10 protein-coding genes and 1 other annotated feature are annotated in these 12,455 nt (G+C 48.5%); of the genes, 5 read left to right on the top strand and 5 right to left on the bottom strand.

Going from position 1 to position 12,455, the window contains the following annotated elements; genetic code table 11:
• Positions 1–174: 174 nt before the first annotated feature.
• The 3 genes from clpB to rluD form a co-directional block, all read right to left on the bottom strand.
• Positions 175–2,748 (bottom strand): ATP-dependent chaperone ClpB, encoded by a 2,574-nt coding sequence (gene clpB / locus I3X05_RS02685; protein WP_045569970.1) that lies wholly within the window; start codon positions 2,746–2,748, stop codon positions 175–177.
• Between the two features lie 108 nt (positions 2,749–2,856).
• Positions 2,857–3,579: a peptidoglycan editing factor PgeF gene (gene pgeF / locus I3X05_RS02680; protein WP_045569969.1), complete on the bottom strand. Its 723-nt coding sequence runs from the start codon at positions 3,577–3,579 to the stop codon at positions 2,857–2,859.
• A gap of 6 nt (positions 3,580–3,585) precedes the next feature.
• Positions 3,586–4,563: a 23S rRNA pseudouridine(1911/1915/1917) synthase RluD gene (gene rluD, locus I3X05_RS02675; protein ID WP_045569968.1), complete on the bottom strand. Its 978-nt coding sequence runs from the start codon at positions 4,561–4,563 to the stop codon at positions 3,586–3,588.
• A gap of 134 nt (positions 4,564–4,697) precedes the next feature.
• Between rluD and I3X05_RS02670 the strand changes: the two genes are divergently transcribed.
• From I3X05_RS02670 to yjjX, 4 genes are all read left to right on the top strand, one after another.
• Entirely contained in the window at positions 4,698–5,423 is a 726-nt protein-coding gene (locus tag I3X05_RS02670) for an outer membrane protein assembly factor BamD (protein ID WP_045569967.1), read from the top strand.
• 374 nt (positions 5,424–5,797) lie between these two features.
• Positions 5,798–6,127, top strand: coding sequence for a ribosome hibernation-promoting factor, HPF/YfiA family (gene hpf / locus I3X05_RS02665; RefSeq protein WP_039424214.1), 330 nt, complete (start codon positions 5,798–5,800; stop codon positions 6,125–6,127).
• 114 nt (positions 6,128–6,241) lie between these two features.
• Positions 6,242–6,363, top strand: a sequence feature (Phe leader region).
• Between the two features lie 12 nt (positions 6,364–6,375).
• Positions 6,376–7,554 (top strand): prephenate dehydratase, encoded by a 1,179-nt coding sequence (pheA, locus tag I3X05_RS02660; RefSeq protein WP_045569966.1) that lies wholly within the window; start codon positions 6,376–6,378, stop codon positions 7,552–7,554.
• A 34-nt stretch (positions 7,555–7,588) separates the two neighbouring features.
• Complete coding sequence (gene yjjX, locus I3X05_RS02655) at positions 7,589–8,134, top strand: inosine/xanthosine triphosphatase (RefSeq protein ID WP_045569979.1); 546 nt, start codon at positions 7,589–7,591, stop codon at positions 8,132–8,134.
• Between the two features lie 10 nt (positions 8,135–8,144).
• Here the strand turns inward: yjjX and trpR are convergent, their stop codons facing one another.
• Positions 8,145–8,453 carry a trp operon repressor gene (gene trpR, locus I3X05_RS02650; RefSeq protein WP_337970945.1) on the bottom strand — a complete coding sequence of 103 codons (309 nt, stop codon included), beginning with the start codon at positions 8,451–8,453 and terminating at the stop codon, positions 8,145–8,147.
• Positions 8,454–8,465: 12 nt separating this feature from the next.
• Entirely contained in the window at positions 8,466–10,424 is a 1,959-nt protein-coding gene (gene sltY / locus I3X05_RS02645) for a murein transglycosylase (protein WP_045569964.1), read from the bottom strand.
• 319 nt (positions 10,425–10,743) lie between these two features.
• Here sltY and ettA point away from each other — a divergent pair, with 319 nt between their 5' ends.
• Positions 10,744–12,411, top strand: a complete 1,668-nt coding sequence (ettA, locus tag I3X05_RS02640; protein WP_045569963.1) for an energy-dependent translational throttle protein EttA — start codon at positions 10,744–10,746, stop codon at positions 12,409–12,411.
• Positions 12,412–12,455 lie beyond the last annotated feature (44 nt).

Genomic DNA, 12,455 nt, shown 5'->3' with positions numbered 1-12,455 from the left:
GTCTGCGGTGTCAGTGGATGCGCATTATAGGGAACGCTTTTTCCTTGGCAAGTGAAAAATAGCTTTTTTATCGCAATTAACGTTCAACCGGTCAGTCTTTAACCCAATTGAGCATTTACCAAACAAAATAAGGGGCTTGGCCCCTTATTTTGTCATTTACTCGTATAGCTTTATCTATTGATGAGCGATGATCTGCTCATTACTGACCACCAATTGAATTTTCTTATCTGGCAACACTTGGCCAGAAAGAATGGATTTTGCTAACGGGTTTTCGACACTTTGCTGAATCGCACGTTTTAGTGGTCTCGCACCATAAACCGGGTCGAAGCCAACTTGTGCGATCAATTCCAGCGCTTTTTCTGACACTTCCAATAAGTAGCCTTTTTCTTCCATCCGTTTAGCCAATCGACCGAGTTGAATGGAGGCGATAGATTTAATGTGCTCTTTGCCCAAAGGATGGAACACCACGCTTTCATCTATCCGGTTTAAAAACTCCGGACGGAAATGTTTGCCGACAACATCCATCACCTGCTCTTTAATACCTTGGTAATCGAGCATGGCGAAGTTTTCTTGAATTCGGGTTGAACCCAAATTCGAGGTCATAATCACAACCGTGTTTCTAAAATCGACCGTACGACCCTGTCCATCTGTTAATCGCCCATCATCCAGTACTTGCAACAAGATGTTGAAAACGTCGGGATGCGCTTTTTCGACTTCATCAAGAAGGATGACAGAATACGGCTTACGACGCACCGCTTCCGTCAGATAGCCGCCTTCCTCATAACCAACGTAGCCTGGAGGTGCGCCGACCAATCTCGCCACAGAGTGCTTCTCCATGAACTCCGACATATCAATGCGCACCATGGCGTCTTCGCTGTCGAACATGAAGCTCGCGAGCGTTTTGCACAATTCGGTTTTACCGACCCCAGTTGGTCCCAAGAAGAGGAAGGAACCAATTGGTTTGTTCGGATCGGACAAACCAGCGCGGCTACGACGAATGGCATTCGACACCACTTCTACCGCCTCTTTTTGTCCAATGACGCGATTGTGCAGAACCTCTTCCATATGCAGCAGTTTTTCTTTCTCCGCTTCCAGCATTTTTGACACAGGAATACCGGTCTGCTTAGAAAGCACTTCTGCGATTTCGTTGTCGGTAACCTTATTTCTTAATAACGTCATCTCCTGCATTTCGGCTTGCGTGGCTAGATCAAGTTGCTTCTCGAGCTCAGGAATACGGCCGTATTGCAGTTCTGACATGCGGCTTAGATCCCCAGCGCGGCGAGCAAACTCCATATCCATGCGCGCCTGATCGAGTGCCGTTTTGATATGTTGAGTGCCCGACAAGGCGGCTTTTTCTGCATTCCAGATCTCCTCTAGTTCTGCAAACTCACGCTCTTTTTCGTTCAACTCTTCATTGAGCGAGCGTAGGCGCTTTTCACTCGCTTCATCATGCTCATTGCTAAGCGCCTGTTGTTCAATTTTCAACTGAATGATCTTGCGCTCTAGTTTATCCAGTGCTTCTGGTTTGGAGTCGATCTGCATACGAATACTGGACGCCGCTTCATCGATCAAATCAATCGCTTTATCCGGCAACTGTCTGTCTGAAACGTAGCGATGGGACAAACTGGCTGCCGCCACGATCGCAGGATCGGTAATCTCGACATGGTGGTGCAGTTCGTAACGCTCTTTCAAACCACGCAGAATTGCAATGGTATCTTCCACGCTTGGCTCATCAACCAGCACTTTTTGGAAGCGGCGCTCAAGTGCCGGATCTTTCTCGATATACTGACGATACTCATCGAGTGTTGTCGCACCCACACAATGTAACTCACCACGCGCCAATGCGGGTTTGAGCATGTTGCCCGCATCCATGGAACCTTCGCCTTTACCCGCGCCGACCATGGTATGCAACTCATCAATAAAGAGGATGATATTGCCCTCTTCTTTAGAGAGCTCGTTCAAGACCGATTTGAGGCGCTCTTCAAACTCACCACGATATTTCGCACCGGCAACCAACGCACCCATATCGAGTGACAGCACGCGGCGACCACGCAGCCCTTCAGGAACTTCATTATTAATAATACGCTGCGCTAATCCTTCGACTATCGCAGTTTTACCGACACCGGGCTCACCAATGATCACCGGGTTATTTTTGGTACGGCGCTGCAATACTTGAATGGTGCGGCGAATTTCATCGTCGCGGCCAATGACCGGATCAAGTTTGCCCTGCTCCGCTCGCTCGGTAAGATCGATGGTAAATTTTTCAAGTGCTTGGCGCAGCTCTTCTGCGTTCGGATCATTGACTTTCTGACCGCCGCGAATTTGTTCAATTGCTTGGCTCACTTTTTGCTCTGTGAGCCCCAGCTCTTTAAGTAATTGACCTAACGGACCTCTGTCTTCAAGAGCGGCCAGCAGGAAAACTTCCGACGAGATGTAACTGTCTTGGCGCTTCTGCGCAATTTTGTCACAGAGATTGAACATGGTGCCCATCGATGAGGACAGCTGTACATCACCACCAATGCCACTGACTTTCGGCAGGCGATCCAACATTTCACTGAGCTTGGAACGTAGATGCGTGACATCCACATTTAAGATGGTCAGCAGCGGTCTGATTGGGCTGCCATTTTGATCGAGCAGCGCCACCATAAGATGAACGGGTTCGATGTATTGATGATCGCGCCCTAACGCCAATGATTGTGCATCAGAGATAGCGATTTGAAACTTACTGGTAAATCGATCAAGACGCATACCTACCTTCCCTCAACTGAAATGAATGGTTTAATCAGTATGAAAGATGGATACGTGCTCGACGTTTTTCAAGGGGGGACTAAAGCGGATGTCGCACAAATTATGCTGTTATTCTTCCATCCAGATAAAGCTGGCCTGACGGCCAGTAACGCCATCACGGCGGTAGGAAAAGAACTGGCCCGAATTACTGTAGGTGCACATCTGCGATGAAAAGACTTGCCCAACACCTGCACGGTTCAAACGCTGAGTCGCGAGCAAAAATATATCAGCAAGCCACTTTCCACTTTTCTCTTGTGCCACAAAAGCTTTAGCAGCTTGTGGATCAAAGTCGGCGAATGCCTGACGGACATCATCGCCCACCTCAAATGCCAAAGGACCAATCGCTGGGCCAAGCCAAACCATGACTTCACCACAAAACTTGTCGAGCGCGTTTTCCACGATGCCCGCAGAAAGGCCACGCCATCCCGCATGCACTGCTGCAACTTGGGTGCCTTGTGTGTTGGTGATTAGCAGCGGCAAACAATCCGCCGTCATCGCACTGCACACCACTCCGACGGTTTGGGTAAATAGCCCGTCGGCATCCAACACTTGATCTGTCGGAGTCGATACCTCTACCACTCGTGTTGAGTGGGTTTGATTCAACCACACTGGCGCGCTTGGCATTTGCGCCTTTTGGGCTAACCAAAGGCGATTTTCCCTAACTAGGTGAAGCTCGTCCCCGACATGCGCGCCCAAGTTTAGGCTCGTATACGGAGCATGCGAAAAACCGCCTTCACGCGTTGACGCAAAGGCTTTGATATTTTTCGGAGCTGGCCAGCTAGGGAGAATCATGGTTGATCAGTAGACGTCCGGTAAGCCATGTTCTTGAGTATCACGGCGTAGTGTTTCGGTTAACTCAACCATATCATTTGGCACAGGAGCATGGAACTCAAGCTCTTCACCAGTGATAGGATGATTAAAGCGCAGCATGACTGCATGCAGTGCTTGACGGTCAAAGCCACGTATCATCTCGACCACATCATCAGACGCGCCAGATGGAATACGCGCGCGCCCACCGTAAGCGATATCGCCAAGCAGTGGATGCTGAACGTAGGCCATATGCACACGGATCTGGTGAGTACGTCCGGTTTCAAGACGTAAACGCAAGCGTGTGTGTTCACGGAAATGCTCCGCCACACGGTAATGTGTTACCGCCGGTTTTCCCATAGGGCTGACTGCCATCAGGGTACGTTTGGTTGAGTGGCGACCAATCGGTTGGTCCACTTTACCGCCTGCGGTCATACGGCCAATAGCGATGGCTTCATACTCACGGGTAATGTCGCGTTTTTGTAGCGCTCGCACGAGGCGTGTTTGCGCCGGGACGGTTTTCGCAACCACCATCAAACCTGTTGTGTCTTTATCCAAACGATGCACGATACCCGCACGAGGCACTTCTGCTATCTCCGGACAATGAAACAGCAGTGCATTGAGCACGGTGCCATCAGGGGTTCCAGCTCCCGGATGAACCACGAAATCACGCGGCTTGTTAATCACTAAGATGTCGTCATCCTCGTAGACAATATCCAGAGGAATATCTTGCGCTTCCCAGCGCTCTTCGTCTTCAAGCTCGGCGAGCACCGTGATCGCTTCGCCGCCCATCACTTTCGTTCTGGGTTTGGTGATCACCTCACCGTTCACTTTTACTTTTCCGTCCAACAACCACTCTTTCAGGCGCGAACGAGAAAAATCGGCGAACAATTCTGCGATAGCCTGATCAAGTCGTTGACCTAATTGGCTATCTTTTACGGTATTTGTTAATTCAATCTGCTGAGCCATATCGAACTTTTTTAAAAACTGTGAGACTAATGCTCACTACTGTGGAAAAATACTTGTTGTTCATTGTATCCGTTACTGACGAGAAAGTAACGGAAGCTTAAGAAATATTTAGAATCAAGGAATCGACTCCTGACATGAGACACCATACTTTATCAGGCCTTTTGGCGGTATCACTGCTGTTTGGATGTTCAAGCAGTGAACAAATTGTCCCTGATGTACCACCAGCCGAGCTGTATTCAGAGGCACAAATTTCTCTTCAAAGTGGTAACTGGCTAACGGCGATTGAGAAACTTGAAGCGCTCGACTCCCGTTATCCGTTTGGTGCTTATTCGGAGCAAGTGCAGCTTGATTTGATTTATGCCTATTATAAGAACGACGACCTCGCCCTAGGGTTAGCGACGATTGCCCGCTTTACGAGGCTTAATCCGACTCATGAGAAAATGGATTGGGTACTTTACATGCGCGGCCTAACCCACATGGCGCAAGATCGCAACTTTATGCATGACCTGTTTAACGTTGAGCGCAGCGATCGCGATCCTGAGCCTGTCAAAGAAGCATTTGATGATTTTAAGAAGCTGCTTGAACGTTATCCTGACAGCCCATACGCCCAAGATGCACAAAAACGCCTATTTGCGCTGAAAAATCGTTTAGCCGAGTATGACCTTGCGACGGCGGATTATTATTTGCGTCGCGAGGCATGGATTGCAGCGATTAATCGCTGCCAAGAGTTGCAGAAAACCTATCCAGACACCACTGCAGCGAGAAAATCTTTGTCAATTCAACTTAAAGCCTACCAACAATTGGGACTAGAAGATGCGGTTGCGAGAACGAAAGAGCTGATGCGCCTCAATCCACTCTAATACGCCTCTTTTAATGATTCCGTTTACAAACGCAAAAACGCCGCTGAGAAATTCAGCGGCATTTTTTCATTCTTTCTTTCCTACGGGTGGCGATCACATTTTTCACTTGGTGAAATTTTGACTACAGATTTTACTTAGGCAGTAAAATACCCCTGAAAAATGGTTTAATTTCAGCCAACTACTCGAGTCAATCTACTGCTTTCCAAACGAATCTCAAGCTTTTTCATGAGAAAAATCGACAAGCCTTGCTTAAGATCACATTCTGTTTAGCCACTTAAAACACCATAATAAATAATGATCTTGGTCACATTTTTTTTAGTTCAAAGTCGTAATCTGGAGTCAACCCATGAGGGATACCACAGAGGAAAGCATCTATGAAAGTAAACATCACTGGTAAAAACATTGACATCACCTCTGCTATCCGCACTCACATTGAGAGCAAATTTAAGAAGCTAGAAAAATGGCAAGCGGACATCATCAGTTGCCAAGCCACCTTTAGCGAAGAACCGAACAAACAGAAAAAATTTGAGGCCGTGATTAAGGTTCCTAAAGGTCAACTTATCGCTTCAGCGGTTAACGACGATTTGTATGCTGCCATTAATGAAGTGGAGCAAAAACTGGAAAGACAGCTAAACAAACTGCAGCACAAATCCGAAGCGCGTCGCGCCGAAAAACCTGAGTTGGTTGAAGAAGAAGACGAATAAAACGAATTCATTTTGTGAAAGGAAGTAGCGCCGAGAGGCGCTATTTTTTTGCTTGACGCTCTACGCCTGCTTGCTTATTGTGTGGTTAAACGTAACCAAGAAAGATATTTATGCAATTCAATCTACTGTTTATTTTTGACTTCTTTTTCCTCCCCTAACCGCCGGAGGCAAAGCCGTTTGTGAAAGAAAAGTCAAAAACAAACAGAAAGCCTCCCAACTCGGGGGGCTTTTTTATAAGGAATACCACGATGACTGACCAGCCAATCTCACTTGAAGAGATCCGTCTGCGCTTAAATGACCTCGACGACCAATTGCTTAGCCTCCTCTCGGAGCGCCGTAAACTCAGTATTGAGGTGGCGAAAAGCAAAGTGGAAACCTCAAAACCCGTGAGAGATGCCAGCCGAGAGCAGCAATTACTGGTTAAGCTGATCACCAATGGACGAGAAAAATATCAGCTTGATGCTCAATATATTACCAAGCTGTTTCATACCATCATTGAAGACTCGGTACTGCTGCAACAATCTTATCTACAGAATCTGTTGAATCCAGAGCAAAGTCGCAAACCACTCGCGCGCGTCGCCTTTCTGGGTGCAAAAGGCTCTTATTCACACTTGGCCAGTCGAGAATATTTTAGCCGTAAGAACACGGAACTGATTGAGCTCAACTGTGAACATTTCAAAGAGGTGACACAAACGGTTGAATCCGGTCATGCTGATTTCGGCGTTCTGCCGATTGAAAACACCAGCTCAGGTTCGATCAACGAGGTGTATGATCTGCTGCAACACACCACACTCTATATTGTTGGTGAATTAACCCAACCAATTGAACACTGTTTGGTGGCTACCAAAGAGCTGCGACTTGAACAGATCAAAGTACTTTACTCACACCCACAACCACATCAGCAATGCAGTGAGTTTCTCAGTCGTCTTAAAGGGGTCACACTCGAATCTTGTGCCAGCACTGCCGATGCGATGAAGAAAGTGCAAGAGCTGAATCGTGATGATGTGGCCGCTATTGGCAATGCTTCCAGTGGCAAGCTGTATGGCCTGCAAGCTATCCAAGGCAACATCGCGAACCAAACAGAGAACCACACGCGTTTTATCGTGGTTGCGCGTAAGCCAGTAGAAGTCTCAGCACAAATCCCAGCGAAAACAACCCTGATTATGTCGACGTCGCAAAAGGCAGGCTCGCTAGTCGAAACCTTGCTGGTGTTGCAACGCTACGGCATCAATATGACTAAGCTGGAGTCGCGTCCTATTATGGGCAACCCTTGGGAAGAGATGTTCTATGTGGACTTAGAAGCGCACCTAGATTCCGAAGGTATGCAGCTTGCGCTCAATGAGCTCACCAAGCTGACGAAACACTTGAAAGTACTTGGCTGCTATCCGAGTGAAAATGTCAAACCGACCCAAGTCAAGCTAGCCTGACAGTAGAAAATGAACCACGGTGAGTAAAAAGATCATGGCAACTCAAAAAGTGATTATCGCGTCACTCAACCCTGCTAAGCTCAGTGCGGTTGAAAGTGCCTTTCAACAAGCCTTTCCACAGCGCAGTTTTACCTTCAGTGGTGTAAGCGTCCCCAGCGAGGTGGCAGATCAACCGATGAGCGATGAAGAAACCCATTTGGGCGCGCTCAATCGGGTGAAAAATGCCAAACAAGCGGTCAGTGATGGCGACTATTATGTGGGCTTGGAAGCGGGCATTGAGGGTGATGTGACCTTTGCCTGGATGGTAATTGAATCGAACACTCAGCGCGGCGAATCGCGCTCGGCCAGTTTAATGCTGCCCCCTGCGGTGCTGGCAAAGCTTGCCGATACCAATGAGCTTGGCGATGTGATGGACGAGGTGTTTGGCACCGACAACATCAAGCAAAAAGGAGGTGCAATCAGCTTGCTGACGCAAAACCTTCTCACGCGCAGTTCGGTTTATCACCAGGCTTTGATTCTGGCCTTAATCCCTTTTACCAATCCACAACATTTCCCGGCCAATTTGGCAAGCGAGGATTAAAAAAGGCGGATTATCCGCCTTTTTTATTGGCCTCCAGCAAGGTCATCAGCATCGCTTTCTCTTCATCAGAGCGCGCTTTAAGTTCGTTAGAACCACGGGTAATTGTCGCCACGCCAACGCCCAGCAGTTGACTGATCTGACGCTGAGAAAGCTCGCCTCTCAACAACTCACGCACAATGTTCACCCGAGAAAGCAACGCTTCTCTTTCATCCGGGGTCATCAACATGGTCAGCAACATCTCATGCTGCGCCTGTTCGACACTGTGTTTAACCAGTTCAATGATTTGCTGCCAGTCTGAATACTCGGGTTGTTGCGACATTCTCTACCTACTTCAATACTTGGTTTCGAGCTCATGCTGATTGAGAAACGCCCCATCAACACCCAAAATATCCCGATAGTAGTTCTCAAACATCAGAATATTTTGCACGTAGCCACGGGTCTCTTTAAACGGAATCGCTTCGATAAAGGCGTACGCATCCAACTTTCCGCCCGTGCGCTCCCGCCAGCTATTTACTCGGTTAGGTCCGGCATTATAAGCCGCAAACGCAAAAATTCGATTATTATCGTACTGCTCAAGGAGCCCATTCAAATAGTGGCTACCAATTTCGATGTTTTTCCCCACCTGATATAGCTCGTCCTCTCCGGTGTAACTCAGTTGATATTTCTTCGCCGTGTAGCGCGCCGTTGAGGGCATGATCTGCATGATGCCGCGCGCACCGACTGGCGATCTCGCTTCCACATCCATCGCGCTCTCTTGCCTTGCCAGCGACATCAAGGTGATCGGATCAATATTGTGTTTATTGGCGTAAAAATTAAACCACCAGCGATGCGCTACGGGAAAACGCACTTCCACATTGTCCCACATTTTGGCAGAAATACTGGCGGTAACGGTTAAATGGTACCAACGCTTGGAAGCGGCGTACACGGCAAGCATCGCTTGAGTGTCATCGTCAGTACGCGAGAGTAAGTAACGCCACTCGCTCTTCGCTGCGGCAATTTTATCCAGTGCGATCAACTCTTCGATCCGCTGTAGCGATGTTCGAAAAGGGGCGATCCGTTCGCTCTCCAGTTTTAAGGTCGTGACGGGGTATTCAATCGACTGCCCGACCTCTTGGGCTGCCGCCACGCTGTAAAAATTGCGCTGCCCGAGCAGTGACTCTAAACGCTGTTTGCCTTGCGTTACTTTGCCAAGCGCGATGTCGCTACGCCCCAACCAATATTGCCAACGAAGCGATTGGCGATGTTCGTCATCCAAACGTAAAATCCACTGCCGCACGCCCGCCCAATCGGCCTCTTGTATCGCTAAGCGCACGCGCCTTTCCATCAATGTCTGCCGTGATGACTGGGCTAACGTCTTGTCTCGCCACGCCGCTAGTTTCTCATCGTCCGTATTGATCAAGCGAAATGCCACATACTCTGCCAATTCTTGCGCTTGTGGCTTGGGTATTTTTTGCGCTTTGACCACATCGCTCAAGACAGCTTGTGCCTCGACCACATCCTTGCGGGCTAGTTTTTTAAACGCGTGCACCGCTTGCATACGGTTAAAATCGTTGGCTTTGCTTTTTTTGGCAAATTCAGCAACCGATTCAGGTTGGGTAAATAACGCTTTCATCTGCTGCGCTTGCTTCTGCGCCTTAGCACTCTGTGGCAACTTCATCAGGTAAGTCATCAAGTTGCCATTTTTCTCTTCAAAGGCCAGTAACATGCGCTGCAAGATGAGTTCATCACTGCGAAGCCCGGCTTGCTCCCAAACGGTAAACAGGTGGTCACACTCATCCGCTACCCCTTGACCGCTCAACCATAGCCGTTTGGCTGCGGCAAAGGCCTTATCTCGCGCCCCTTGCTGGTAATGCGCATAGTAGTAAATGCACTGATAACTCTCTCCACTAGGCTCTTGGCGTTGAAAGGTCAGGACATTTTTCCAATCCTGCGCTTGATAAAGCGCATCAAGATAAGGTGCACGAATACGCCCAGAGAATGGATAATCCTCTGATTGGGCAATAAAACGTTCCACCTCGGCTGGCGCTTTGTCTTTCAGTTGCAGCAAAAAGACACGGTAATCGAGATAAGCGGTTAAGGCATAACTGTCCAATTGCGGACGCAACTTGGCAAACTCGTCTAGATCTTTGTTGTCTAGACTTTGTTGCGCTTGTTGATACATTTCTCTCTGCTTTTCCAAGCTCGCGATATCAGCGGCGCTCACCGTTACTCCAGTCAGCCCACACAAAAGACCCACCCAAGCTCGACAGGGTTTGGGCAGTCTTAAAAAATTCAGTCTCATTAGAGTCATATCCTCTGACGTTTTGTCGTCACTTCTAAATTCCCGATCTTAAGCCCTCTTGCTTTTATAAGGTGCAAGCAACGATATGCATCTATTTACTCTTATTCATTACACCTTTGTAAAGATGACAGATGTAAATAATAGTGATTTCATTTTAATGAAACACTGTTAGAGGGGAAACTCACTTAACCAACACCTGACAGACCATCGTCAGTCAGATTGCGCTTTGATTCAAGGCGACTAAAATCACCTTCGACAGTAACAAACGGGCGTCAGTTGATATAAAATGGCGCCCTTACGTGGATTTTAATCTTAGGAACGATCGGCAATGGCTGAATACGTATATACCATGTCGCGGGTGAGCAAAATCGTGCCACCTAAGCGTCAAATTCTGAAAGACATTTCTCTTAGCTTCTTCCCAGGCGCAAAAATCGGTGTCTTGGGTCTAAACGGTTCTGGTAAATCTACCCTGCTACGCATCATGGCAGGCATCGACACCGATATTGACGGTGAAGCACGTCCTCAGCCGGGGTTGAAAGTTGGCTATCTGCCACAGGAACCTGTGCTGGACGAGAGCAAAACCGTACGTGAAGTGGTCGAAGAAGCGGTTGGTGATGTCGCTGGCGCGCTGAAACGTTTGGATGAGGTTTATGCGGCCTACGCTGATCCGGATGCAGATTTTGATGCACTGGCCAAAGAGCAAGGCGAATTGGAAGCATTGATCCAAGCCAAAGACGGTCACAACCTCGACAACGCGCTGGAGCGTGCAGCAGATGCACTGCGCCTGCCAGAATGGGATCAAAAAATTGCCCACTTGTCGGGTGGTGAACGTCGTCGCGTTGCGATTTGTCGCCTGTTGCTAGAAAAACCAGACATGTTGCTGCTCGACGAACCGACCAACCACTTGGACGCAGAGTCAGTGGCTTGGCTAGAGCGCTTCTTGGTTGATTACTCCGGTACCGTAGTGGCCATCACCCACGACCGTTACTTCCTAGATAACGCCGCTGGCTGGATTCTGGAACTGGACCGTGGTGAAGGTATTCCTTGGCAAGGCAACTACACCTCTTGGCTAGAGCAGAAGGATGCGCGTCTGCAACAAGAAGCGTCTCAAGAAAAAGCGCGCCAAAAGACCATTGAGAAAGAGCTGGAATGGGTTCGCCAAAATCCAAAAGGCCGTCAGGCGAAGTCAAAAGCGCGTATGGCTCGTTTTGAAGAGCTACAAAGCACTGATCATCAAAAGCGTAATGAGACCAACGAGCTCTTCATTCCGCCAGGTGAGCGCTTAGGTGACAAAGTCATTGAAGTGAAGAATCTGACCAAATCGTTTGACGGTCGCGTGTTGATCGACAATCTTTCTTTCAGCATTCCTAAAGGCGCCATCGTCGGCATCATTGGTGCTAACGGCGCGGGTAAATCGACACTGTTCAAGATGCTCAGCGGTGTTGAGCAACCCGATTCCGGCACCATCGAAATGGGTGATACAGTGAAACTGGCGTCGGTTGATCAGTTCCGTGATTCGATGAACGACAAAAACACCGTGTTCAAAGAGATCTCCGAAGGCGCTGATATCATCAAGATCAATAACTTTGAAATCCAAGCGCGCGCCTACTGCTCTCGCTTCAACTTCAAAGGCGTCGATCAACAGAAGGTCATCGGTGAGCTATCAGGAGGTGAGCGCAACCGCGTGCACTTGGCGAAGCTGCTAAAAGCAGGCGGCAACGTTCTGCTACTCGACGAACCGACCAACGATCTCGATGTTGAAACACTGCGTGCGTTGGAAGAAGCGTTGCTTGAGTTCCCAGGCTGTGCCATGGTGATCTCGCACGACCGTTGGTTCCTTGACCGTATCGCCACGCACATCATTGATTACCGTGATGAAGGTCAGGTCAACTTCTACGAAGGCAACTATACTGAGTACATGGAGTGGCTGAAAAAGACCCTCGGTCCAGCGGCAGCAGAGCCTCATCGTATCAAATACAAGCGTATTACCAAATAACGCATTACTGCTTGAAATTTGTGCAAGGGCCGCTAATATAGCGG

Origin of the sequence: Vibrio navarrensis (assembly GCF_015767675.1) — a bacterium.
Classification (GTDB): domain Bacteria; phylum Pseudomonadota; class Gammaproteobacteria; order Enterobacterales; family Vibrionaceae; genus Vibrio.
This window is presented reverse-complemented; position numbering and strand designations above follow the sequence as displayed.

Bases quoted from the DNA above. Each gene is read 5' to 3' on its own strand.
- clpB (WP_045569970.1), bottom strand. From the start codon at position 2,748: ATGCGTCTTGATCGATTTACCAGTAAGTTTCAAATCGCTATCTCTGAT.
- pgeF (WP_045569969.1), bottom strand. From the start codon at position 3,579: ATGATTCTCCCTAGCTGGCCAGCTCCGAAAAATATCAAAGCCTTTGCG.
- rluD (WP_045569968.1), bottom strand. From the start codon at position 4,563: ATGGCTCAGCAGATTGAATTAACAAATACCGTAAAAGATAGCCAATTA.
- I3X05_RS02670 (WP_045569967.1), top strand. From the start codon at position 4,698: ATGAGACACCATACTTTATCAGGCCTTTTGGCGGTATCACTGCTGTTT.
- hpf (WP_039424214.1), top strand. From the start codon at position 5,798: ATGAAAGTAAACATCACTGGTAAAAACATTGACATCACCTCTGCTATC.
- pheA (WP_045569966.1), top strand. From the start codon at position 6,376: ATGACTGACCAGCCAATCTCACTTGAAGAGATCCGTCTGCGCTTAAAT.
- yjjX (WP_045569979.1), top strand. From the start codon at position 7,589: ATGGCAACTCAAAAAGTGATTATCGCGTCACTCAACCCTGCTAAGCTC.
- trpR (WP_337970945.1), bottom strand. From the start codon at position 8,453: ATGTCGCAACAACCCGAGTATTCAGACTGGCAGCAAATCATTGAACTG.
- sltY (WP_045569964.1), bottom strand. From the start codon at position 10,424: ATGACTCTAATGAGACTGAATTTTTTAAGACTGCCCAAACCCTGTCGA.
- ettA (WP_045569963.1), top strand. From the start codon at position 10,744: ATGGCTGAATACGTATATACCATGTCGCGGGTGAGCAAAATCGTGCCA.